The sequence below is a fragment of the Pseudomonas mandelii genome (genome assembly GCF_024138395.1).
Lineage (GTDB): Bacteria > Pseudomonadota > Gammaproteobacteria > Pseudomonadales > Pseudomonadaceae > Aquipseudomonas > Aquipseudomonas mandelii_E.
The window spans coordinates 58326-82979 of record NZ_JAMYDU010000010.1 but is presented as its reverse complement, the minus strand read 5'-3'; the positions used below and the strand labels follow the sequence as shown (position 1 = coordinate 82979).

The window sequence follows — 24654 nt, the reverse complement described above, 5'->3', positions numbered from 1 at the left end:
GGGTCGGGTGTTATAGGGTCAGGAAGCCGTCATACAGTCCGTAGGCTGCCACCAGGGCGCCCACGACGACCGCTGCGAAAATCAGCTTCTCGACGTTGGTGAAAACCGGTTTGTTGACTTCAAGTTTGGCCTTGGCGAACAGGATTGCGCCGGGCGCATAGAGCAGGGCGGAGAGCAGCAAGTATTTGACGCCACCGGCATAGATCAGCCAGACCGCGTAGATCAACGCGACGGCGCCGATGAACAGGTCTTTCCTGCGCTCGGCCAAAGCGTTTTCATAACTCTCGCCGCGCACCGCCAGCAGCAGCGCGTAAGCCGCCGACCACAGGTACGGCACCAGAATCATTGAGGTGGCGAGGTAGATCAGCGACAGATAAGTGCTGGCCGAGAACAGCGTGATGATCAGGAACAGCTGGACCATGGCGTTGGTCAGCCACAGCGCATTGACCGGCACATGGTTGGCGTTTTCACGGCGCAAAAAGGCCGGCATGGTGTGGTCTTTGGCGGCGGCGAACATGATCTCTGCACACAGCAACACCCACGACAGCAGCGCACCGAGCAACGAGATGATCAGGCCAACGCTGATCAGTACCGCGCCCCAATGACCGACCACGTGTTCCAGCACGGCGGCCATGGACGGGTTCTGCAGTTTTGCCAGTTCCGGTTGGGTCATGATGCCCAGCGACAGCACGTTCACCAGCACCAGGAACAGCAGCACGGTGATGAAACCGATGACGGTGGCTTTACCCACGTCGCTGCGTTTTTCCGCACGGGCCGAGAAGATGCTCGCGCCTTCGATACCGATGAACACCCAGACGGTGACCAGCATCATGTTGCGCACCTGGTTCATCACGCTGCCCAAGTCAGGGTTTTTCACGCCCCAGATGTCGGCGGTGAAGATGTCCAGTTTGAACGCGAAAATCGCGATCAGGACAAACAGTAGCAGCGGTACGATTTTGGCGACAGTGGTCACCAGGTTGATGAACGCTGCTTCCTTGATTCCGCGCAGTACCAGGAAATGCACACCCCAGAGTAGCAGCGACGCACCGATCACGGCCGCTACAGTGTTCCCCTCCCCAAAGATGGGGAAGAAGTAGCCGAGGGTGCTGAACAAGAGGACGAAGTAACCAACGTTACCCAGCCAGGCGCTGATCCAGTAACCCCAGGCAGACGAGAAACCCATGTAATCGCCGAAACCGGCCTTGGCGTAGGCGTAGACACCGCCGTCCAGATCAGGTTTTCGATTAGCGAGGGTCTGGAAAACGAAGGCTAGGGTCAACATGCCCACCGCGGTAATTGCCCAACCGATAAGAACGGCGCCCACATCAGCGCTGGCGGCCATGTTCTGGGGTAAAGAGAAGATCCCGCCACCAATCATTGAGCCGACAACCAGTGCAACCAAGGCGCCGAGTTTCAGTTTCCCGGGGGATTCAGACATTGCATGACTCCAGTGCAGGAGAAGAGAGAAAACAGGGTAGTTTCGTTCGCTGTTCAATCATCTGACTTAGATCAATGCATGATCACATTCCATTGTTAATTAAAGACTTATGGGTCTTTGGCAGGCATAAAGCTAATGCCCGAAAACCCTATGCAGAGCCCTCGGATAAAAGTGAAAGAAATAAAGCGTATCAGTTGAGGTTTAGACGCTAGTTTGTTTTTTCGTTTTGGCAAGTATTGGTCATTTGATTTTGCAGTGATATTGATTTATCAAGACCTACCGACAAAACCGCTATTTCCGGACGGCTGCGCTAGCGTGATAAGTTATAAATAAACAATATTGGCGTTAATTGATAAGCGTTATTACGCTTTATCTATTTAGTTAGAAACCGACTATGTAACGGTCTCGCGGCGATAACGCGGCGGGCAAATGGAGACGCCCGAATGTCGCAACCGACGCAAAAGCTTCGCCTGAGTGCGCTGATCGCTTTGGTGGTGGGATCGATGGTTGGCGGCGGGATTTTTTCCTTACCGCAAAACATGGCGGCGCGTGCCGATGCCGGGGCGATATTGATTGGTTGGGCGATCACTGCGGTGGGCATGCTGACCCTGGCCTTCGTCTTTCAGACCCTGGCCAATCGCAAGCCGGAACTGGACTCTGGGGTGTACGCCTACGCCAAAGCCGGTTTCGGCGATTACATGGGTTTCTCGTCTGCCTGGGGATACTGGATCAGCGCCTGGCTGGGCAACGTCGGTTATTTCGTATTGCTGTTCAGCACCCTCGGTTATTTCTTTCCGGTGTTTGGCCAAGGCAACACACCGATCGCCATCGGCTGCGCGTCGGTGCTGCTGTGGGCCGTGCATTTTCTGGTGCTGCGCGGGATCAAGGAAGCGGCGTTCATCAATCAACTGACCACCGTGGCCAAGATTGTGCCGCTGATCATGTTCATCGTCATCGCTGCCGTGGCCTTCGAGGCGGACATCTTCACCCGCGACATCTGGGGCCGCAGTAACCCGAATTTCGGTGGCGTGATGGACCAGGTGCGCAACATGATGCTGGTCACCGTGTTCGTGTTCATCGGCATCGAAGGCGCAAGTGTGTATTCGGCGAGGGCGGAGAAACGTTCGGACGTGGGCCGGGCGACGGTCATCGGTTTTATCGGTGTGTTGGCGCTGCTGGTGCTGGTGAATGTGTTATCCCTCGGGATCATGAGCCAACCGGAATTGGCCACGCTGCAGAACCCGTCGCTGGCGGCGGTGCTGGAACATATCGTCGGCCCTTGGGGCGCGCTGCTGATCAGCATCGGCCTGGCTATTTCGCTGTTGGGAGCATTGCTGTCCTGGGCGCTGCTGTGCGCCGAAATCCTCTTCGCCACCGCGAAAGACAAGACCATGCCAGCCTTCCTGCAAAAGGAAAATGCCAACCATGTGCCGGTCAACGCGCTGTGGCTGACCAACGTGATGATCCAGATTTTTCTGCTGATCACGCTGTTTTCCGCCGGTACTTACACCAGCCTGATCTACCTCGCCTCATCGATGATTCTGGTGCCGTATCTGTGGTCGGCGGCGTATGCGGTGTTGTTGAGCGGGCGAGGGGAAACCTATGAGCATGCTTCGGCCGAGCGCACGAAAGACTTGCTGATCGGTGGCATTGCCCTGTCTTACGCGGTTTGGTTGTTGTATGCCGGCGGCGTGAAATACCTGCTGCTCTCGGCGTTGTTGTATGCACCGGGGGTGATTCTGTTTGCCCAGGCCAAGCGGGAACAGGGCAGGCCGTTGTTTACGTTGGTGGAGAAGGGGATTTTCAGCTGTGTGGTTGCCGGGGCGGGGTTGGCGGCCTATGGGTTGTATAGCGGGCTACTGTCTTTGTGATCCAATATTTGCGGTGACTGTTCGGGCCTCATCGCGGGCAAGCCACGCTCCCACAGGTGATATGTGTTCTCCTGTGGGAGCGTGGCTTGCTCGCGATACCTATCGGATGGTCACCACCACTGCGCGCGGTGGGAACCCAATTCTCCGGCCGGCAGCGCCCACTGCAAGGGTGTTCCGGTGATTTTCAGCGGTACTTGGAGCCGGTGGGCCGGACCCCAAGGTGTCTGCTCAACCAGCATCCCTTGATCATTGTCATCCTCCGCCCGCAACGCCTCGTCGGTCCCTGCGCCATGTTCAATCAGCAATTTGGCGGTCCGCGCCAACGACAATCTGGCCGACCCGCCATGTCCCAATAACTTGATCGCCGCAGCTGCCATCAAATACCCGGTGGCATGATCAAGCGCCTGCACCGGCAGTGGTGTCGGCTTGTTCGCTTTGTTCCACTGCATTCCCGCTTCGGCAATCCCGCTGCTCATCTGAACCAGACTGTCGAACCCTCGACGGTTCTGCCAGGGGCCGCTCCAACCGTAGGCATTGAGGCACACATCAATCAGGCCCGGTGCCAGTTTTTGACGCTGGGTGACGCCGTACCCCAACCTTTCCAGTGCATCAGCTCGGTAGCCGTGGAGCAAGATATCAGCGTCCTTGAGCAGGCTTTCGAACACCGCGCGATCAGTCTTGTCGTGCAGATCCAGACGCGCACAGCGTTTGCCCAAAGTGACTTCCGGCACTACGCCGGGTTCGTTCCAGGTGGGTGGGTCGATGCGCAAAACATCGGCGCCGAGGCCGGCGAGAAAACGGCTGGCGATGGGGCCTGCGAGCACGCGCGTGAGGTCCAGCACCTTGACCCCGGCCAGCGGTTGCGCCACTGAACCCTTCCACGGTTTGGGGTTTTGGCTGTCGCCAGCGCTGAACTGAATCAACGGCTCGGCGTTCACCGTCAAACCTTGGGGATGCGCTTGCCATTGCGCCCAGCTGCGCATTTCGGCCGCGCAACCACCGGCATCAACAACGGCCTGCTCCAGATCACTTTTCACCCATTGCGCAACCTTGCTCGCCATTGCGGCGCGGTCGGCACAGGCGCCGAGCACGCTTTCAGCGGCGGCACGATGATGAGGCGCGTTGGTGTGCAGGCGGATCCAGCCGTCCTTGGTTGCGTAGTCGCCGGTAACCGGGTCCCACAACGGTGGAACGCTCCAGCCCACGGGGCGGATCGACGTTGCGAACCAGAACGACGCCAGGCGGCGGTCGACTTCAAGGGTAGGCAAACGGCCTGTGTGTTGTTGCAGCAGTTCACTGACGGCCTGACCGGCAGCGGCAACGCTGGCGCAGGCAAGGTCGGTGACGGCAAATGCCGAGGGCAGGGCGCCGCTCGAGGTGAACGGGATTGGGGTGTGCGGCAAGCCGAGCGCGGCTTGAATGGACGTGAGCAAATCAGTCATCGAAGGCCCTCCGGAACGAGAGCCCGAGCATAGATCAAAAATCTTCCAAGCCGGATGAAATCCCCTGTAGGAGCGAGGCTTGCCCGCGAAGAACGATAACGCGGTCTGTCTAAAAAACCGCAGCGCTTTCTTCGCGGGCAAGCCTCGCTCCTACAGGGGCGGTGGTGTTGGCTACACCCGGAACTGGTCCATCAATTTCATCTGGTGGGTTGTCAGGGAGTTGAGCTGGCTGCTGATCTGTGCCGATTCGGTGGCTTGGCCGGTGAGGGTTTCGGTGACGGTGCGGATGGCCGAGACATTGCGGTTGACCTCTTCGGCCACGGCGCTTTGCTGTTCGGCGGCGCTGGCGATTTGCAGGTTCATGTCGCTGATCACCGTGACCGCGTCACTGATTTTGCTCAACGCCTGGACCGCTTGCTGGATCTGCCCGGCGTTGCTGTGGGCCTGGGTCTGACTCGAATGCATGGTGGCGACCACGCCGCGGGTGCCGGTCTGGATGCGCTCGATGACGATGCGGATTTCTTCCACCGAATCCTGGGTCCGTTTGGCCAGGTTGCGCACTTCATCGGCCACCACCGCAAAACCGCGACCGCTCTCACCGGCACGCGCCGCTTCAATGGCCGCGTTGAGCGCCAGCAGGTTGGTCTGCTCGGCGATGCTGCGGATCACTTCCAGTACCGAACCGATCTGCTCGCTGTTGACCGCCAGCGCTTCGACTTCGGTCACGGCCTTGCTGACCTCTTCGGCCAACTGATTGATGTCACGGGTGCTGCGCTCGATGATCGACATGCCATCGCGAGCCGACTGGTCGGCACCTTTGGCGGCATTGGCCGCGTTCGACGCACTGTTGGCGACGTCGTGAGCAGTGGCGCTCATTTCGTTGGAAGCGGTGGCGACCTGGTCGATTTCGCGGAACTGCACCTGCATGCCTTCGCTGGTCTGACGGGCGATTTCCGAAGACTGGTCGGCGGTGCCACGGGCGTCGGTGATGCTTTGTTTGATCTGTGCGATGGTCGGTTGCAGCTTGTCGAGGAAGCGATTGAACCAGCTGACCAATTCGCCCAGTTCATCTGTCTTGCTGTAGTGCAGGCGTTGGGTAAGATCACCGTCGCCGCTGGCAATTGCCTTGAGCATTTCGGCCACGCTGTTGATCGGCCGGGTCACGCCGGACGCGGTGAGCCAGATCAGCAATAGACCGACCAGGCCGGCCGCGACAGCCACCAGCATCGCTTTGATCGTGCCACTTTGCTGCGCGTCATCGAGCACCGTTTGCAGCTTCACCGAGTCGGCCAGCAGCACGTGTTTCGGCAGGTCGATCACCACGCCCCAGGCTTTGGAATCGCTGATCGGGCTGACCGGATAAACCGCGCGGATCATGTCGCCCTGTTCGAGGATTTTTGGCGTGCCGGCGCTGAGCAGTTGCAGGATGTCCTTGCCGTCTGCGCCGAGGGTCTCGCCGATGCTTTTGCCGACCTTGCCCGCGTCGACACTGTAGCCGGCCAGTACACCGCTGCCGGAGACGATCAGCATGTGCCCGGCGCTATTGAACAGGTCACGTTGGGAATCGACAGCGGCGGCTTGCAGGGCATCGAGGGCGATGTCCACACCGACCACGCCGATGGATTTGCCATCCACCAGCAGCGGTACGGAAATAGTCGTCATCAGCATTTCTTTGCCGCCGACGGTATCGGCATACGGATCCAGCAGGCAGGTGCGTTTACTGTCGCGAGGGCAGGTGTACCAACTGTTGTAAGGCGTACCGCTGAGGCTCAGGGTGGTTTTGGTCATGTCTTCTTCGACCATGATCGTGTTCATCCCGGCACCGCCGGCACGGCTCCAGTAACTGGCGAAACGCCCGGCTTCGTTGGACTGACGAGCCGCATCGTTGGCGAACTCACTGTCCTTGCCGTCAAGCCCGTTGGGCTCGAACGCCAGCCAGATCCCCAGCACCTTGCTGTTGCGCTCGAAGGCGGTTTTCAGGCTCTGGTTCAACTCCTCACGCAGGGCACCGGCCTCAAGGGAGCGTTTGCTGGCCATGGCCCGCATGTCCTTGATCTGATCGGCCAGGGCCGTCACCACCAGCAGGCTTTCGCCAAATGTCTTCTGCACCCGCACCGCTTGTTCGGCGGCCTTGGCCTGGAGCAGGTTCTGCACGCTGGCCGTGAGCATCTTGCTGCTGGAGGCGCTGACCAGTTCATCGTTCCGGTTGGTCTGGTAGATGTTCATGCCGACGATCAAAGCGACCACGCCAAGCAGGCACAGACCGGACAGCAAAACGATTTTCAGGCGGATGGAGAGAGAGTCGAACATAGAGCGATCTCGTGAATGGATGAGATGTTGGCTGTGAGCCGAAGTCGACCCGAGTCGCCAAATCCATTCAGCGCCATTTAATGCGCATCGGCGTGGGCGAAGGTTGCATGAACGCAAGCCGACGAACGGCAGCAGGTAAACGTTTGCGCAGGAAAATGCCCTGAAAAGGACAAGAATTCAGGAGATTTTCGGCAACGATTCCGGGCGCGACCACATCCACAGATTGCCCAGACTCATGCCCGCAATCGCCAGATAGATCGGCCAGCCATGATCAAGCATCACCAGCATCAACCCCGCGCACAGCAGCATGCTGACGGTGGCGCTGACCTTGGCGCGACGGGCGATGATTTTGCCGTTGCGCCAGTTATGCAGGATCGGTCCGAACAGCCGATGGTTTTCCAGCCAGGCACTCAAACGTGGCGAACTTTTGGTCGCGGCCCACGCGGCCAGCAGGATGAACTCGGTGGTTGGCAGGCCGGGGATGACGATGGCGATCAGACCTATGCCGAGGCTGACGTAGGCCAGCAGGGCGAAGAGGATTCGGGCTAGGGATGTGCGAGTCATAGGGCGTTCTAACCTGTAGGAGCGAGGCTTGCCCGCGAAGAACGATAACGCGGTCTGTCTGAAAGTCCGCATTATCGTTCTTCGCGGGCAAGCCTCGCTCCTACAAGATCGGGGTGCTCAGGCGAGTTCGGGAGTGGTGGTGTAGGCCTGTTCCAGCAGCACGGTAAAGCGGTTGAACGCATCGATTGCGCCTTTATCCAGCTCGGCTTCTTCCTGCTCGCTGAACGTCAACCCATCGAGCGTCTTGACGAAGCTTTTCCAGCCTTCGGCGCGGCCACCGGCCGGTTCGGCGAGGTGACGAGCACCAAAGGTTTCGCTCAAGCCAAGACCGACGGCACGCTTGATCAGAAACGCGGCACCGAGCTTCGAGCCTTCCGAAACAAACAACCAGCCCAACGCCTCGGCTTTGGCTGGATTGTTGACTGCACCCGCAACCGGGGCCGGAACTTCAGTGTCCAGATCCGCCAGATCAGCCTTGGCCGCTTCAGCACGGCAGCGGGCCGGCAAGTCCGCAACGATGGCAGTCAGTTGCGCATCGTTGTACAACGACATCAGTTCCGACTGGAACAAATACTGGGCCACCACGAAACGCGCGAAGTTGGCCTGGGTTTCGAACGGTACGTGGGCTTTGACTAACGCGTCGAGTTTGCTGTGAGGTTCGTGAGTGATCTGGTTCAAACGTTGCGAACGCAGAGCAGGGCGTTGAGCAGTCTGCTGGGAAGTCATGAGAAGTCCTTGAGAAAAAGAGGCGCTTGGTAACGAGACGAACGGGGCCGCGCCAGACAGTAAAAAAATCCCCGCGCTCCTGTGAAAAGAACGCAGGGAGGACACTGGGTCAGATATCCCAGACCAGATTGACCGAGAAGTTGCGACCCGGTTGAGTCAGGCGATCAAGGTTGGCCGGTTGCGTCACCGAGGCTTCGCCGACGCTGTCGTAACCGCGTACGTCATCCCACTGCCAGTACTTCTTGTCGGTCAGGTTGTACAGGCCAGCGTTGAGGGTCAGATCGTCGGTCACCTTGTAGAAGCCCGCCAAGTCGAGCACGCCATAGCCCGGGGTCTTGAACTGGGTGCTGGTGCCGTCCGGGGTGTTGAAGCTGGTGCTGTCGACCCGGGTTTTGCGTTTGACCAAAGTCCAGCTCAGCAGGCCACCGTAAGTGTCCTGGTCATAACCCAGGCCGAACACGCCGGTCAGCGGGTTGATGCTGTTAAGCGGCTCGCCGCTGTCATCGTTGCGACCGTGCAGGTAGGACACCGAGCCTTGGGTATAGAGACCGTTCGGCGCACCGAAGTTGTCCAGGTTCAGACGACCCTTGAGCTCCAGGCCCTTGATGGTGGCGTGCTTGATGTTGTTGCTCTGGAACGTGGTCTCGGTGTAACCGGGGGTGATGGCGTTCTCGTCGATGAAGTCGCGGTACTTGTTGTAGAACACCGCCACATCGAAAGTGCCCGCTTCGAACTGGCCGCGCAGGCCGGTTTCATAGCTCTTGCTCTTTTCCGGTTTCAGGTCGGGATTGGGCTCGACCTGATAGCCGCCGGACAGGTTTTCGAAGCGGCCATACAAGGCTTTGGCGGTCGGCGTACGGAAGCCTTCGGCGTACTGGCCATACCAGGTGTATTTGTCGTTGAAGCTGTAGGTGGTACCGAATTTGGGTGACAGCCGATGCCAGGTCTTGGTGTCGCCGCTGACCACGCCGTTGCCGCTCTGGTCGGCGGTGACCAGGAACTCGTCGGTGATGTGCGGCTTGAGCTGGGTGTAGTCATAGCGTGCGCCGGGCAGGAAGGTCCAGTTGTTCCAGCTGATTTCATCCTGGGCGAACAGGCTATAGGTATTGATGGTCGGATCCGGGAAATCGCTGGCTGGGGTCAGGGTGTCGGTCGCGCTGGCAGCGCCGATGGTGCGACAGCTGCCGGCCACGGTCAGGCAGGTGCCGCTACCGGTACGCAGGCCGGTGACTTTGTTTTGTTTGAGGGTGGTGCCATAGGTGACGCGGTGGTCGGTGTCGGCGATGGCGAACGACTTGTCGGCCTGGGCATCGAACACCCATTGGCGATCCTTGTAGGTGGTTTCGCGGGTACGCAGCACCGTGCGCGACGGCGCGTAGATTTCTTCGGTGCTCTGGTCGGTCTTGGCGATCTGGTAATTCAGCGTCCACTTGATGTGATCGGCCAAGGCGCTGTCCATGCCGAAGCTGTGCTCCAGGCCGAAGCGCTCACGGGTGATGGTGTCGTTGCCGGTACGCGATTTGTAGAAACCGAAACCGCGTCCCGCGTTGAATGGGCCGCCCACCGCGCTCAGCTGGTTGGTGTCACGGTCATCCTTGTAATGCTCGTAAGTCAGCCCGAAGCGCGAGTCGTCGGCGTAGTTCCAGCCCAGTTTGGCCAGCACGTTGGTGGTGCGCACGTCCTCGGGGTTGGCCTCGGAGCGGTTCAGACCGGTACCGCCGGTTTCGCCATAGGACTCTGTTTCATGGCCATTGCGCTGGCTCAGGTGCAGCAGGCCGTCGAACTCCCCGGTGCGACCGGCCACGGTGCCGGAGGTCAGCCAGCTGTCATCGGCCGAGCTGTAGCCAGTCTTCAGGCGTGCGCCGACGTCCTTGCCGGGTTTGATGATGTCGTCCGGGTCCAGGGTGTAGTAGCTGACCGCGCCGCCGATGGCGCTGCTGCCATACAGCACCGAAGCCGGGCCGCGGAGGATTTCCACGCGCTTGACGATTTCCGGGTCGACATAGTTGCGGTTGGTCTGGGCATAGGGGCCGTTGAAGAAACCGTCGGGCACTTGCACCCCATCGACCTGAGTCAGCACGCGGTCACCGTCGATGCCACGGATGTTGTAGCCGGTGAGGCCGCTGCGCTGACCGGCACCGCCCACCGAAACGCCAGGCTCGTAACGCACCAGATCCTTGATGCTATTGACGTTGTTGCGGTCCAGTTCTTCGCGGGTGTGGACGGTGACGGTGCTCGGCACGCTGGCCACATCTTGTTCCTGACGGGTGGCGCTGATCGTCACCTGTTGCAGATTGAGGGCACCGCTGGTGCTGCGCTTTTCCAGCACGATGTTGTTATTGCCCAGTTTGCGATAGCTCAGGTTGGTCCCCACCAACAGGCGATCCAGGGCTTTTTCCGGCGGCAACGAACCCCGCACTCCCGGCGACGCCACGCCTTCAGCCAGTTCGGCCGGCAAGCCGACTTGCCAACCGGTGACGGCGGTAAACGCATTGAGCGCCGACACCAGCGGCTGCTGCGCAATGGCGAATGAATAATCGCCCATGTTGCGGCTCGGTTGTTCGGCGGCAGTGGCGGCCATGAGCGGTGCGCTGCCGGCCATCAGGATGGCGGCGGTCAACAGGGACAATACGCGTGAAGGTGAAGAGGACTGGCGGGTAAGGCGAGAGGACATCGATAGCGCTCCGTGTCGCACGAATCTTTATAGGTGCTGATGGGCATCGCGAGATGCGAATCAATTGCATTGGCTATAACGAGACGAACGAGCTTTAGCTATCGAGTAAAAATAATTCTCATTTAGTTCAAGATCACCAGCGCGGGGAATTCCTGAAGCCTGGCAGAGGTGATGTGGGCGAGGGAGCGGACCACGTCCAGTGGCTGGTCGAGGCGGTAATTACCGGTGACGGCAACGTCGGCCAACTGCTCGTTGGTGTTGATGATCCAGCCCGGATAGTAGCGGCGCAGTTCCGCCAGTACCTGGCTCAGCGGGCAGTTCTCGAACACCAGTCGACCCTGGACCCAGGCCAGATCGGTGGCGGCATCGAGCCTGGCTGGATGGTCGAAACCGTTGGGACCGATGCGGATGCTTTCACCGGCGGAGAGCCGCACGCGCGCGTCGTTACGCGTGGCGCGCAGATCGACATCGCCACGCTGCACCCGAACCTGGGCCACGCCGTCCAGATAGCGCACGGCAAACGCGGTATCGCGCACGCTGGCCTTGACCGGCCCGGCGTCGATCTCCAGCGGCGCACCGCGATTGGCTGGCACTTCGAAAAACGCCTCACCCTGATACAAACGGGCCACGCGCTGCTGATCGTTAATGGTGCTGGAGAACGCCGAATTGGTGTTCAGCAGGACTTTCGAGCCGTCCTCCAGTTGCAGACGCTGACGTTCACCGATCACGGTCAGATGATCCGCCTGAAGGCGCATCGGCAGATTGCTGAAGCTGAACAACCCGAGGATCAGCACTGCCGCCGTGGCCAGCGGTCTCCAGTGCGGACGAAGACGCGACAGGACGCTCACTTTCGGCGGCTGGGCGGCCAGGTTTTGCGCGCATTGCGCAACCTGCGGGCCGCCCCAGATTGCTTGGGCCTTGACAAACGCCTCGGCATGCAACGGGTCGGCGTCCAGCCAGTCATGGAACTGCCGGGTCTGTTCTTCGCTCGGACTGCCCAACACGATGAGCCAGTCCAGCGCCTGGTCCATTGCGCTGGCGGGGTCCCGCGCCGGGGAGGGCGGAGGGGAGCGATGGGTGTCCGTCACGGTGTTTCCTCGGCAGTGTCTGTGCACGGCTGTTTTTTTAGTGAAGCTCGAAGTGGAGCAAGAGTAGCAAAGCCTGCGCATGTAAATCTGCGGTCTCAGTCGCCGTTTAACCGCTGCGCGATGCCGATGCAAATCGCCATAATCAGCTTCAGCTCTTTTTGCACGGTACTCAACGAGACGCCAAGCTTCTCGGCAATCTCCAGATAGCTGTGCCCATGCAGGCGACTGAGGATGAAAATCTGCTGCTGACGAGGGCTGAGTTCACTGAGGCTCACGTTCAAGCGTTCGAGCAACTGTTCGGCATGGGCGGCATCTTCGGCGCTGCTGACGGGTGAGGCGACGCTTTGCACCACGTCCAGTGGCACGTCGTCGAGCATCGTGCGGGACTGGATGCGTCGCGCACGCAGATGGTCCAGCGCCAGGTTGCGGGCGGTCTGGAACACGAAGGGTTCAAGGTGATCGATGGCCCGCTCGCTGAGCGCTCGGGTCACGCGCAGGTAGGTTTCCTGCAAGAGGTCTTCGGCGGTGCTGTGATTGTTGACCATCCGCTCCAGCGTGCGCAGCAGCGAAACGCGCTGGACGATGAAGATGTGATTGAAGCGCGATTGACTCACGGGAGGACCTGATCCATTTCGAGCAAATGATAATGCTTATCATCCGCTCGAATGGTCAAGTGCTGATTTGTGAAGCTTTACCCGCGACCCTGCAGATAGGTCGCGTAATCCGGGATGCGGTGTTCGTGAGCCTGATCCATCATCGGGCTGCTGAGCAGGTAATCGGCGCTGCATTCGTTGCAGGCCACCGGGATGTTCCACACCGCCGCGACCCGCAGCAGCGCCTTGATGTCCGGGTCGTGGGGTTGCGGTTCGAACGGGTCCCAGAAGAACACCAGCATATCGACTCGCTGCTCGGCGATTCGCGCGCCCAGTTGCTGGTCGCCGCCCAGCGGACCGCTGATCATGCTTTCCACCGGCAAGTCGAGGCGTTGTTGCAACAACAACCCCGTCGTGCCGGTGGCGACCAGTTCATGTTGCGCGAGTTTGTTTTTCTGCCGCTCGGCCCAATCCAGCAAAAATACTTTGCAGTGGTCGTGGGCAACCAGGGCGATACGCTTGCGCGCAGCCAGGGTTTTTTGCGTAAAGCTGATACCGATCATCGGAGGCTGCTCCCCAAGCGTAATGCTCCAGCGACGACGCATTTTTTGGTGTTGCAAATACCCGTAGGAGCTGCCGAAGGCTGCGATCTTTGATCTTGGCGGTTGTGAGGCCGGCAAAAATCAAGATCAAAAGATCGCAGCCTGCGGCAGCTCCTACCGGGGCCGCGTCGACACAGCTATTTATTCTGCGTTGCAGAGCGCCAGGCAGTTGTCGAGCATGCGGTTGGAGAAGCCCCATTCGTTGTCGTACCAGGCCAGCACTTTGAGCAGTTTGCCGCTGGACTTGGTGTGGTTGGCGTCGAAGATCGACGACAGCGGGTTATGGTTGAAGTCGCTGGAAACCAGCGGCAGGGTGTTATAACCCAGGATCTTCGAGTGCTGGCTGGCTTGTTTCAGCATCGCGTTGACTTCATCGGCCGACGCTTCGCGCTTGAGCTGCACGGTCAGGTCCACCAGCGACACGTTGATCACCGGAACACGCACCGCCATGCCGGTCAGTTTGCCCGCCAGTTCCGGCAGCACCAGGCCCACGGCTTCAGCGGCGCCGGTCTTGCTCGGGATCATGTTCTGGGTGGCGGAACGGGCGCGGTACGGGTCGGTGTGATAGACATCGGTCAGGTTCTGGTCGTTGGTATAGGCATGGATGGTGGTCATCAGACCGCTTTCGATGCCCAGCTCGCGATGCAGCACCTGGGCTACCGGGGCCAGGCAGTTGGTGGTGCACGAGGCGTTGGAAATGATTTGGTGCGATTGGCGCAGAATGTCGTGGTTAACCCCATAAACCACGGTGGCGTCGGCGCCTTTGGCCGGGGCCGAGATAATCACTTTGCGCGCGCCGGCCGTAATATGCGCGGCGGCTTTGGCACGGTCGGTGAACAGACCGGTGCATTCGAACACGACGTCGACTTTCTCCGCAGCCCAAGGCAATTCGGCCGGGTTGCGAATGGCGCTGACCGAAATACGGTCGCCGTTGACGGTCAGGCTTTCCTGATCGTGCTGGACTTCGGCATCGAAAGTACCGTGAACGGTGTCGTACTTGAGCAGATGGGCATTCATCGAGCTGTCGCCCAGATCGTTGATCGCTACGATCTGCAGATCCTGACGATAACCTTGGGTATACAGTGCGCGCAGGACATTACGGCCGATACGGCCAAAACCATTGATTGCGATTCGAAGAGTCATTTACAGCGCCGCCGTCGTTTTGTTGTTGGAATTACAAGATTATTCGCAAAAAAATAGAAAACAAGCCTTTTTAGTGGCAATATTTTGTTTTATCTACAACGAGTGACCTGAATCAACTGGTCCGAATGATCAAGAAAACCGTCTGTCATCCCAATCACAGCGGTGCTCGATCAGCATAGACAATCAGGTCGCCACATCCGTTAGCCTGGAGTTCTACACATGCATCCCCGCGTCCTTGAGGTCACCGAACGGCTTATCGCCCGCAGCCGCACCACGCGTGAGGCTTACCTTGCATTGATCCGCGGCGCCGCCAGCGACGGCCCGATGCGCGGCAAGCTGCAATGCGCCAACTTCGCCCATGGCGTGGCCGGGTGTGGCAGCGAGGACAAGCACAGCCTGCGGATGATGAACTCCGCCAACATCGCCATAGTTTCGTCATATAACGACATGCTCTCGGCGCACCAGCCGTACGAAGTCTTCCCGGAACAGATCAAAAAAGCCCTGCGCGAAATCGGCTCCGTCGGCCAGTTCGCCGGTGGCACCCCGGCGATGTGCGATGGCGTGACTCAGGGCGAACCGGGCATGGAACTGAGCCTGCCGAGCCGTGAAGTGATCGCGCTGTCCACCGCTGTGGCGCTGTCCCACAACATGTTCGACGGCGCGCTGATGCTCGGCATCTGCGACAAGATCGTGCCGGGCCTGATGATGGGGGCCTTGCGTTTTGGTCATCTGCCGACGATTTTCGTGCCGGGCGGGCCGATGGTTTCGGGCATTTCCAACAAGCAGAAAGCCGATGTGCGTCAGCGCTACGCCGAAGGCAAGGCGACGCGCGAAGAGCTGCTGGAGTCGGAGATGAAGTCCTATCACAGCCCTGGCACCTGCACCTTTTACGGCACCGCCAACACCAACCAGTTGCTGATGGAAGTCATGGGCCTGCACTTGCCGGGCGCCTCGTTCGTCAACCCGAACACCCCATTGCGCGAAGCCCTGACTCGCGAAGCGGCGCACCAGGTCACCCGCCTGACCAAGCAGAACGGCGACTTCATGCCGATCGGCGAAATCGTCGATGAGCGTTCGCTGGTCAACTCCATCGTGGCCCTGCACGCCACCGGAGGCTCGACCAACCACACCCTGCACATGCCGGCCATCGCCATGGCCGCGGGCATCCAGTTGACCTGGCAGGACATGGCCGACCTCTCCGAGGTAGTGCCGACCCTGAGCCACGTGTACCCGAACGGCAAAGCCGACATCAACCACTTCCAGGCAGCGGGCGGCATGTCGTTCCTGATCCGCGAACTGCTGGAAGCCGGCCTGCTTCACGAAAACGTCAACACCGTGCTCGGCCACGGCCTGAGCCGCTACACCATGGAGCCGTTTCTTGATAACGGTGAACTGGTCTGGCGCGAAGGCCCGATCGAAAGCCTCGACGAAACCATCCTGCGTCCGGTCGCTCGCGCATTCTCGGCAGAGGGTGGCTTGCGAGTGATGGAAGGCAACCTCGGCCGTGGCGTGATGAAAGTTTCCGCCGTCGCTTTGGAAAACCAGATCGTCGAAGCACCGGCCATGGTGTTCCAGGATCAACAGGACCTGGCCGATGCGTTCAAGGCCGGTTTGCTCGAGAAGGATTTCGTCGCGGTGATGCGCTTCCAGGGCCCGCGCTCCAACGGCATGCCGGAACTGCATAAGATGACGCCGTTCCTCGGCGTGCTGCAGGATCGCGGTTTCAAAGTCGCGTTGGTGACTGACGGGCGTATGTCCGGCGCCTCGGGGAAAATCCCGGCGGCGATCCACGTCAGTCCGGAAGCTTATGTGGGCGGCGCTTTGGCGCGAGTGCAAGAGGGCGATATCATTCGCGTCGATGGCGTCAAAGGCACCCTGGAGCTTAAGGTGGACGCCGAAGAATTCGCAGCGCGCGAGCCTGCCAAGGGTCTGTTGGGCAACAACATTGGCAGCGGTCGCGAACTGTTTGGTTTCATGCGCATGGCCTTCAGCTCCGCAGAGCAAGGCGCCAGCGCCTTTACTTCTGCCCTGGAGACGCTTAATTGAAACTGGCTCTGGTCGGTGACATCGGTGGCACCAACGCACGTTTCGCGTTGTGGAAAAACCAGCAACTGGAATCGGTCCAGGTGCTGGCGACGGCAGATCACGCCAGCCCGATCGATGCCATTGCGGTCTACCTGAGCGGGCTCGGTCTGGCGCCGGGCTCGATCGGTTCGGTGTGCCTGTCGGTGGCAGGCCCCGTGAGCGGCGATGAATTCAAGTTCACCAACAATCACTGGCGGCTCAGTCGCAAGGGTTTCTGCAAGACCTTGCAGGTGGATCAACTGCTGTTGATCAACGATTTTTCGGCGATGGCCTTGGGCATGACGCGCTTGCAGCCGGGCGATTTCCGGGTGGTCTGCGAAGGCACGCCGGAACCGTTGCGGCCGGCGGTAGTGATCGGCCCGGGCACTGGCCTGGGCGTGGGCACGTTGCTCGATCTGGGCGGGGGCCGGTTTGCCCCGCTGCCGGGGGAGGGTGGTCACGTCGATCTGCCGCTGAGCAGTCTGCGAGAAACCCAACTGTGGCAGCACATCTTCAATGAGATCGGCCATGTCAGCGCTGAAACGGCATTGAGCGGCAGTGGTTTGCCGCGGGTCTACCGAGCGATCTGCGCGGTGGACGGTCATACGCCGGTGCTCGACACGCCTGCGGCGATTACGGCGGCCGGGCTGGCGGGCGATCCGATTGCCCTGGAAGTGCTCGAGCAGTTCTGCTGCTGGCTCGGTCGCGTGGCCGGTAACAACGTGCTGACCACCGGTGCGCGCGGTGGCGTTTATATCGTTGGCGGGGTGATTCCACGGTTTGCCGATTTCTTCATCAAAAGCGGTTTCGCCCGTTGCTTCGCCGACAAGGGCTGCATGAGCGATTACTTCAAAGGCATTCCGGTGTGGCTGGTGACGGCGCCTTATTCCGGGTTGGTGGGCGCGGGTGTGGCGCTGGATCAAGCTTAGACCGCGTCGCCCCATTCGCGGGCAAGCCTCGCTCCTACAGGAATGGTGCCGTCCACGAAATTGGTGGCCGCTCGAAAACCTGTAGGAGCGAGGCTTGCCCGCGAAGAGGCCGGAACAGACACCATAGATCCACGATCGATCAGGCATAACCCACCTAATTCAAACAACAAGGACGCCGCCCCGTGAGCTCAGTCAACAAGTCGATTTTGTTGGTCGATGACGATCAAGAGATACGCGAGTTGCTGGACACCTACCTGACCCGCGCCGGTTTCCAGGTTCGTACCACGCCCGACGGTGCAGGGTTTCGTCAGGCCTTGAACGAGGCGCCGAGCGATCTGGTGATTCTCGACGTGATGCTGCCGGATGAAGACGGTTTCAGCCTTTGCCGCTGGATCCGCCAGCACCCGCGTCAGGCCCATGTGCCGATCATCATGCTCACCGCCAGTTCCGACGAGGCCGACCGCGTCATCGGCCTCGAACTGGGCGCCGACGACTACCTTGGTAAACCCTTCAGCCCCCGTGAATTGCAGGCGCGCATCAAAGCCCTGTTACGCCGCGCGCAGTTCGGTCAGGAGCGTTCCGGCAGTGAAGTGCTGGCCTTCGATGATTGGCGGCTGGACATGGTCAGCCATCGACTGTTCCACATCGACGGGGAGGAAGTGATTCTCTCAGGCGCCGATTTCGCGCTGCTGAAACTGTTCCTCGATCACCCCCAGGAAATCCTCGACCGCGACACCATCGGCAACGCCACCCGTGGCCGTGACCTGATGCCGCTGGATCGCATTGTCGACATGGCGGTCAGCCGTTTGCGCCAGCGCCTGCGCGACACCGAAAAACCGCCGCGGCTGATCCGTACCGTGCGCGGCAGTGGCTACCAACTGGCAGCCAACGTGGTTGCCAGCAATGGTCACTGATTTCCTGCGCAAGCTCGCCGGGCGGGTGCCGGTGCCGCGCTCGCTGCTCGGGCGCATGTTGCTGCTGACCCTGCTGGCGGTGTTGTTCGCCCAGGCGCTGTCGAGCGTGATCTGGGTCTCGCAATTGCGCGCCACGCAGCTTGAAGGTTTGGTCACCAGTGCCCGCAGCCTGGCGCATTCGATGACCGCCAGCGTCAGTTATTTCCGCTCGTTGCCGGTGGCGTTCAGGCCCTTGGTACTCGATCAATTGCGCAGCATGGGCGGCACCCGGTTCGTGGTGACGCTCAACGACAAACCCTTAGGGATGGAAGTGCTGCCGATCACCCCGCGCAAAGAAGCGGTGCTCAAAGCGGTGGACGAAGTGCTGCGTCAGTCGCTGGGCCAGGACACTGACATTTCGGTGACGTTCGTCAGCCCCGAAGACCTGCGGATTTTCAACGGCGGCCTGAAGCTCGATGAGTTGCCGCGCTCCTGGGCGCATTACGCGTTGACCCTGGAGCCGGTGAACCCGCCGGTGCTGGTCACGCAAATCCAGATGGCACCGGGCGAGTGGCTGTATATCGCCTCGCTGTTGCCCGAGCCCTACACCAGTCTTGAAGAACAAGGCCTGCCGGCGCAGCAGGTCTGGTTCATCGTGCTCACCAGCGGTTTCCTGCTGCTGTTCATCGGCCTGTTGGTGCACTGGCAGAGCCGGCCGCTCAAGCGATTGGCGCGGGCGGCGCGGGACATGTCTCTGGGTGCCGAAGTCGAACCGGTGGCCGAGGGCGGCGGCAGTGAAGTGGTGGAGGTGGGCCGCGCCTTCAATGCGATGCGCGAACGTATCAGCCGTTACCTGACCGAACGCAGCCAGTTGTTCAGCGCGATTTCCCATGACTTGCGCACACCGATTACCCGGCTGCGACTGCGGGTGGAATTGCTTGAAGACGAAAAGCTGCAAGCCAAGTTCGGTCGTGATCTGGATGAGCTGGAGCTGCTGGTCAAGGGTGCGTTGCAATGCGTGAAAGATACCGACATCCACGAGAACATCGAGCCGGTGGATCTCAATCATGTGCTCGACTGTCTGGTGGAACCGTATCTGGCACCTAACGGCAACGGCCGCGTGACCCAGGATGGCCGGGCGCTGGCGCCGTATCCCGGCAAGCCGTTGGCGCTCAAGCGTTGCATTGGCAATCTGATCGACAACGCCTTGAAATATGGGCGGAACGCGCATCTGCACATCGATGACGACGAAAGCGCGTTTGTCCTGCATGTCGACGATGAAGGGCCGGGCGTGCCGGAGCAGCGACTGGAGCAAGTGTTCGAGCCGCACTTCCGCTTGGCCGGGCAGCAGCAGGGTTACGGCTTGGGGCTGGGGATTGCACGCAATATTGCCCATAGCCATGGCGGTGAAGTCAGCCTGCAAAACCTGCGTGAAGGCGGGTTGCGGGTGACGTTGCAGTTGCCGCGCAGTATTGATTAGCGGCACCGCGTTATCGTTCATCGCGGGCAAGCCAGCTCCCACAGGATTACCTGCATTTTCAAAAATATGTGCAAAACCTTGTGGGAGCGGGCTTGCCCGCGATGGCGTCAGATCATTCAACACATGCCTGAAGGCAAATGTCACAACTCGGTGACATAACTCGCCCCCTTCGTTACCTGCCCGTCACCCCCCGTTGTTTAGACTGCCCCCAGTCATAACAACAAAAAAGGTACTCCCATGGACACCTTCCAACCTGCCTTCAGCAGTTGGCTGAACGCGCCTGCCCATCAGCAATGGCTCGCCGCCGAAGGCTTGCGCCTGTTGGCGTTTGCCAAGGCTTCAAAGCTTGCCGAAGGTTTCGGAAATCTCGATGAAAAGGGTCGCCTCCCGGCCAACGCACAAGCCGAAACCATGAACACCGCGCGCATGACTCACAGCTTTGCCATGGCCCATATCCAGGGCCTGCCGGGTTTTGCCGAGCTGGTGGATCACGGCATCCAGGCCCTCAGCGGGCCGCTGCGTGATGCCGAACACGGAGGCTGGTTCGCCACGCCCGAACACCGCGACGGCAATACCGGCAAAGCCGCTTACCTGCATGCCTTCGTGGCATTGGCCGCGAGTTCTGCAGTGGTCGCTCAGCGTCCCGGTGCACAAGCCTTGCTCGACGATGCGATCCACATCATCGACACGCATTTCTGGTGCGAGGAGGAGGGCGCCATGCGCGAATCCTTCACCCGCGACTGGAATGAAGAAGAAGCCTATCGCGGCGCCAACAGCAACATGCACGCCACCGAAGCCTTCCTCGCCCTGGCCGATGTCACCGAGGACAACCGCTGGCTGATTCGCGCCCAGCGCATTGTCGAGCGCGTCATTCACGATCACGCCGCGGCCAACGATTACCTGGTGGTCGAGCATTTCGACCGCGACTGGCAGCCGCTACGCGACTACAACCACGACAACCCGGCCGACGGTTTCCGTCCTTACGGCACCACGCCGGGTCATGGTTTCGAATGGGCGCGGCTGTTGCTGCATCTTGAAGCGGCGCGAGTGCAGGCCGGGATACTCACGCCGGGCTGGCTCGCCACCGATGCGCAAAAACTCTTCGAGCACAATTGCCGTCACGGCTGGGACGTCGACGGTGCGCCGGGCATTGTTTATACCCTCGACTGGGATAACCGCGCGGTGGTTCGCCATCGCTTGCACTGGACCCACGCCGAAGCCAGCGCCGCGGCCAGTGCGCTGCTCAAACGCACCGGTGATGAACAATACGAGCGCTGGTACCGACTGTTCTGGGAATTCTGTGACAGTCATTTCATCGACCGTTGCGATGGCAGTTGGCACCATGAACTCGATCCGCTGAACCGTCCGAGCGCCGATATCTGGGCCGGCAAACCCGACCTGTATCACGCCTGGCAAGCCGTATTGATCCCGCGCCTGCCGTTGGCGCCGAGCATGGCCACTGCGCTGGCGCAATTGTCCCAGAGCATTCCTGTGTAACCATGTGGTGACATTCGCGCGTCCCTTCGTTACCTGCGAAGGGGCATCCCCTGTTTAGAATCCTATGTAGCGCAAGCACCAGACTTGCATGCATAACAACAAGAAAGGTACTACTAGATGAATGCGATTTCTCGCCTCGCTACTGTCATTTCTCTCGCTTCTCTGCTTCCCGTTGCGGCATTCCCCGTCAGTGCCCTTGCCGCCGATGCCAAAGGTTCGGTGGAAGTCGTTCACTGGTGGACGTCTGGTGGTGAAAAAGCGGCCGTCGATGTGCTCAAGGCCCAAGTCGAAAAAGACGGCTTCACCTGGAAAGACGGCGCAGTCGCCGGCGGTGGCGGCTCCACGGCCATGACCGTACTCAAAAGCCGCGCCGTCGCCGGTAACCCGCCGGGCGTTGCCCAGATCAAGGGGCCGGATATCCAGGAGTGGGGCAGCACTGGCCTGCTCAGCACCGACACCCTCAAAGAGGTTTCCAAGTCCGAAGGCTGGGATAACCTGCTGATCAAGAAAGTCTCCGACACCGTGAAATACGAAGGCGATTACGTCGCCGTGCCGGTGAACATTCACCGCGTCAACTGGCTGTGGATCAACCCGGAAGTCTTCAAGAAAGCCGGGATCGAAAAAGCGCCGACCACCCTCGAAGAATTCTATGCCGCTGGCGACAAGCTCAAAGCCGCCGGCTTCATCGCGCTCGCTCACGGTGGCCAGCCTTGGCAGGACAGCACCGTGTTTGAAGACGTGGTGCTCTCGGTCATGGGCGCCGACGGTTACAAGAAAGCGCTGGTCGACCTGGATCAGAAAACCCTCTCCGGCCCCGAGATGGCCAAGGCCTTCACCGAGCTGAAAAAAATCACCGGCTACATGGACTCGAACCGCGCCGGTCGTGACTGGAACATCGCTGCCGCCGACGTCATCAATGGCAAGGCCGGCATGCAGATGATGGGCGACTGGGCCAAAAGCGAATGGACCGCCGCCAAGAAAGTCGCGGGCAAGGACTACCAGTGCGTGCCGTTCCCGGGCACCGAAAAAGCCTTCACCTACAACATCGACTCGATGGCTGTGTTCAAGCTCAAAGCCGATCGCAAAGGTGACATCGCCGCCCAGCAAGACCTGGCCAAGGTTGCTCTGGGCAAAGACTTCCAGAAAGTCTTCAGCATCAACAAAGGCTCGATCCCGGTGCGTACCGACATGCTTAACGACATGAGCGCGCTGGGCTTCGATTCTTGCGCTCAAGCGGCGGCCAAGGATTTCCTGGCAGACGAGAAGACCGGCGGCCTGCAACCGAGCATGGCGCACAACATGGCCACATCCCTGGCCGTGCAGGGCGCGATCTTTGATGTGGTCACCAACTTCATGAACGACAAAAACGCTGACCCGGCCAAGGCCAGCGCGCAACTGGCGTCGGCTGTCAAAGCTGCCCAGTAATCTTCGGCACATATCTGAGAGCGCTCCCCTTGTAGGAGCGAGGCTTGCCCGCGAAAGCAGTCTGACATTCAACACATTTGTCACCCGTTACACCGCCTTCGCGGGCAAGCCTCGCTCCTACAAAGGATCGCTCTGTGATCCTCACTTCTTCACCTGGATTATCCCGATGAGCTCTGTGGCGGTTTTCAGCAAAGCCTCACCGTTCGACGCATTGCAGCGCTGGCTCCCCAAACTGGTTTTGGCGCCGAGCATGCTGATCGTCCTGGTTGGTTTTTACGGTTACATCCTCTGGACATTTGTTCTGTCCTTCACCAATTCCAGCTTCATGCCGAGCTATAAGTGGGTCGGCCTGCAGCAATACATTCGCTTGATGGACAACGATCGCTGGTGGGTCGCGAGCAAGAACCTCGCGGTGTTCGGCGGCATGTTCATCGGCATCAGTCTGGTGCTGGGGGTGTTCCTCGCCGTGCTGCTGGATCAGCGCATTCGCAAGGAAGGCTTCATCCGCACCGTTTACCTGTACCCGATGGCGCTCTCGATGATCGTCACCGGTACCGCGTGGAAATGGCTGCTCAACCCAGGCCTGGGTCTGGACAAAATGCTGCGCGACTGGGGCTGGGAAGGCTTCCGTCTCGATTGGCTGGTGGATCAGGATCGCGTGGTGTATTGCCTGGTGATCGCCGCCGTGTGGCAAGCCTCCGGGTTTGTGATGGCGATGTTCCTGGCCGGCCTGCGTGGCGTCGATCAATCGATCATCCGCGCGGCGCAAGTCGACGGCGCGAGCCTGCCGACCATCTACCTGAAGATCGTATTGCCGAGCCTGCGCCCGGTGTTCTTCAGCGCTTTCATGATCCTCGCGCACATCGCGATCAAGAGCTTCGACCTAGTGGCAGCAATGACTGCGGGTGGTCCGGGCTATTCATCCGACCTGCCAGCGATGTTCATGTACTCCTTCACGTTCAGCCGTGGCCAGATGGGCATTGGTTCGGCGAGCGCCATGATGATGCTCGGCGCGATCCTGGCGATTCTGGTGCCGTACCTGTACTCCGAATTGCGAGGCAAACGCCATGAGTAATCAACTCGGAAAACCGGCGATCAGCTTCAGCCGCATTGCCATTTACGCGACGTTGTTGCTGGCCGCTGCGATCTATTTGGTCCCACTGGTGGTGATGTTGCTGACCAGTTTCAAATCCCCGGAAGACATCCGCACCGGCAACCTGTTGAGCTGGCCGAGCGTGATCGACGGTATTGGCTGGATCAAGGCCTGGGACAGTGTCGGCAGCTACTTCTGGAACTCGGTGAAAATCACTGTGCCGGCGGTACTGATCTCTACGTTCATCGGTGCCATGAACGGCTACGTGCTGTCGATGTGGCGCTTCCGTGGTTCGCAACTGTTCTTCGGCCTGTTGTTGTTCGGCTGCTTCCTGCCGTTCCAGACCGTGCTGCTGCCAGCCTCGTTCACCCTCGGCAAGATCGGCCTGGCCAACACCACCACCGGGCTGGTGCTGGTGCACGTGGTCTACGGCCTGGCGTTCACCACGCTGTTCTTCCGCAACTACTACGTGAGCATTCCGGATGCGCTGGTCAAGGCGGCGCGACTGGATGGCGCGGGCTTCTTCACAATTTTCTGGAAGATCCTGCTGCCGATGTCGATCCCGATCGTGATGGTCTGCCTGATCTGGCAGTTCACGCAAATCTGGAATGACTTCCTGTTCGGCGTGGTCTTCGCCAGTGGCGATGCCCAGCCGATTACCGTGGCCCTGAACAACCTGGTCAACACCAGCACCGGGACCAAGGAATACAACGTTGATATGGCCGCCGCGATGATCGCCGGGCTGCCGACACTGCTGGTCTACATATTCGCTGGCAAGTATTTCCTGCGTGGGCTGACGTCCGGCGCGGTCAAGGGGTAGAA

General features: G+C 60.0%; 19 protein-coding genes and 1 pseudogene. 9 read left to right on the top strand and 11 right to left on the bottom strand.

All coding sequences use genetic code 11. The annotated features are described in order from the left end of the window. Positions 1–10 precede the first annotated feature (10 nt). Positions 11–1438: an arginine-ornithine antiporter gene (gene arcD / locus NHU87_RS16800; protein ID WP_253550873.1), complete on the bottom strand. Its 1428-nt coding sequence runs from the start codon at positions 1436–1438 to the stop codon at positions 11–13. A 443-nt stretch (positions 1439–1881) separates the two neighbouring features. Between arcD (NHU87_RS16800) and arcD (NHU87_RS16795) the strand changes: the two genes are divergently transcribed. After that, the gene (arcD, locus tag NHU87_RS16795; RefSeq protein WP_253550871.1) at positions 1882–3309 is read left to right on the top strand and encodes an arginine-ornithine antiporter; all 1428 of its coding nucleotides are present in this window, start codon (positions 1882–1884) and stop codon (positions 3307–3309) included. A gap of 110 nt (positions 3310–3419) precedes the next feature. Here the strand turns inward: arcD (NHU87_RS16795) and NHU87_RS16790 are convergent, their stop codons facing one another. From NHU87_RS16790 to gap, 10 genes and pseudogenes are all read right to left on the bottom strand, one after another. Then, entirely contained in the window at positions 3420–4751 is a 1332-nt protein-coding gene (locus NHU87_RS16790; protein ID WP_253550869.1) for a CoA transferase, read from the bottom strand. A gap of 171 nt (positions 4752–4922) precedes the next feature. Beyond that, a complete protein-coding gene (locus tag NHU87_RS28650; protein ID WP_437180835.1) occupies positions 4923–5678 on the bottom strand; it encodes a methyl-accepting chemotaxis protein in 756 nt (251 codons plus the stop codon). 102 nt (positions 5679–5780) lie between these two features. Next, positions 5781–6788: pseudogene (locus NHU87_RS28645) on the bottom strand (PDC sensor domain-containing protein); the annotation flags it as partial. 450 nt (positions 6789–7238) lie between these two features. Continuing rightward, positions 7239–7625 (bottom strand): YbaN family protein, encoded by a 387-nt coding sequence (locus NHU87_RS16780; protein WP_253550865.1) that lies wholly within the window; start codon positions 7623–7625, stop codon positions 7239–7241. Positions 7626–7742: 117 nt separating this feature from the next. Then, positions 7743–8351, bottom strand: coding sequence for a biliverdin-producing heme oxygenase (locus NHU87_RS16775; protein ID WP_253550863.1), 609 nt, complete (start codon positions 8349–8351; stop codon positions 7743–7745). A 109-nt stretch (positions 8352–8460) separates the two neighbouring features. Then, positions 8461–11025 (bottom strand): TonB-dependent receptor, encoded by a 2565-nt coding sequence (locus NHU87_RS16770; RefSeq protein ID WP_253550861.1) that lies wholly within the window; start codon positions 11023–11025, stop codon positions 8461–8463. A gap of 122 nt (positions 11026–11147) precedes the next feature. Then, complete coding sequence (locus NHU87_RS16765; protein WP_253550859.1) at positions 11148–12113, bottom strand: FecR family protein; 966 nt, start codon at positions 12111–12113, stop codon at positions 11148–11150. Between the two features lie 95 nt (positions 12114–12208). Further along, complete coding sequence (locus NHU87_RS16760; RefSeq protein WP_253550856.1) at positions 12209–12727, bottom strand: RNA polymerase sigma factor; 519 nt, start codon at positions 12725–12727, stop codon at positions 12209–12211. Between the two features lie 77 nt (positions 12728–12804). Next, on the bottom strand, positions 12805–13269 hold the full coding sequence (locus NHU87_RS16755; protein WP_253550854.1) for a methylglyoxal synthase: 465 nt from the start codon (positions 13267–13269) through the stop codon (positions 12805–12807). A gap of 180 nt (positions 13270–13449) precedes the next feature. Then, entirely contained in the window at positions 13450–14451 is a 1002-nt protein-coding gene (gene gap, locus NHU87_RS16750) for a type I glyceraldehyde-3-phosphate dehydrogenase (protein ID WP_253550852.1), read from the bottom strand. Between the two features lie 219 nt (positions 14452–14670). Between gap and edd the strand changes: the two genes are divergently transcribed. The 8 genes from edd (at position 14671) to NHU87_RS16710 (ending at position 24652) form a co-directional block, all read left to right on the top strand. Beyond that, positions 14671–16497, top strand: a complete 1827-nt coding sequence (gene edd, locus NHU87_RS16745) for a phosphogluconate dehydratase (RefSeq protein ID WP_253550850.1) — start codon at positions 14671–14673, stop codon at positions 16495–16497. Then, on the top strand, positions 16494–17444 hold the full coding sequence (locus tag NHU87_RS16740; protein ID WP_253550848.1) for a glucokinase: 951 nt from the start codon (positions 16494–16496) through the stop codon (positions 17442–17444). Before edd ends, NHU87_RS16740 begins: the two co-directional genes overlap by 4 nt. 182 nt (positions 17445–17626) lie before the next feature. Continuing rightward, positions 17627–18358, top strand: coding sequence for a response regulator (locus NHU87_RS16735; RefSeq protein ID WP_008006907.1), 732 nt, complete (start codon positions 17627–17629; stop codon positions 18356–18358). A 31-nt stretch (positions 18359–18389) separates the two neighbouring features. Next, complete coding sequence (locus NHU87_RS16730) at positions 18390–19817, top strand: ATP-binding protein (protein ID WP_437180834.1); 1428 nt, start codon at positions 18390–18392, stop codon at positions 19815–19817. Between the two features lie 237 nt (positions 19818–20054). After that, positions 20055–21314: a D-mannose isomerase gene (locus NHU87_RS16725; RefSeq protein ID WP_253550844.1), complete on the top strand. Its 1260-nt coding sequence runs from the start codon at positions 20055–20057 to the stop codon at positions 21312–21314. A gap of 117 nt (positions 21315–21431) precedes the next feature. After that, positions 21432–22739, top strand: coding sequence for an ABC transporter substrate-binding protein (locus tag NHU87_RS16720; protein WP_253550842.1), 1308 nt, complete (start codon positions 21432–21434; stop codon positions 22737–22739). Between the two features lie 166 nt (positions 22740–22905). Next, the gene (locus NHU87_RS16715) at positions 22906–23814 is read left to right on the top strand and encodes a carbohydrate ABC transporter permease (protein WP_253550840.1); all 909 of its coding nucleotides are present in this window, start codon (positions 22906–22908) and stop codon (positions 23812–23814) included. Beyond that, positions 23807–24652 (top strand): carbohydrate ABC transporter permease, encoded by an 846-nt coding sequence (locus tag NHU87_RS16710; RefSeq protein ID WP_253550838.1) that lies wholly within the window; start codon positions 23807–23809, stop codon positions 24650–24652. The genes NHU87_RS16715 and NHU87_RS16710 overlap by 8 nt, the downstream gene beginning before the upstream one ends. Positions 24653–24654: the final 2 nt, after the last annotated feature.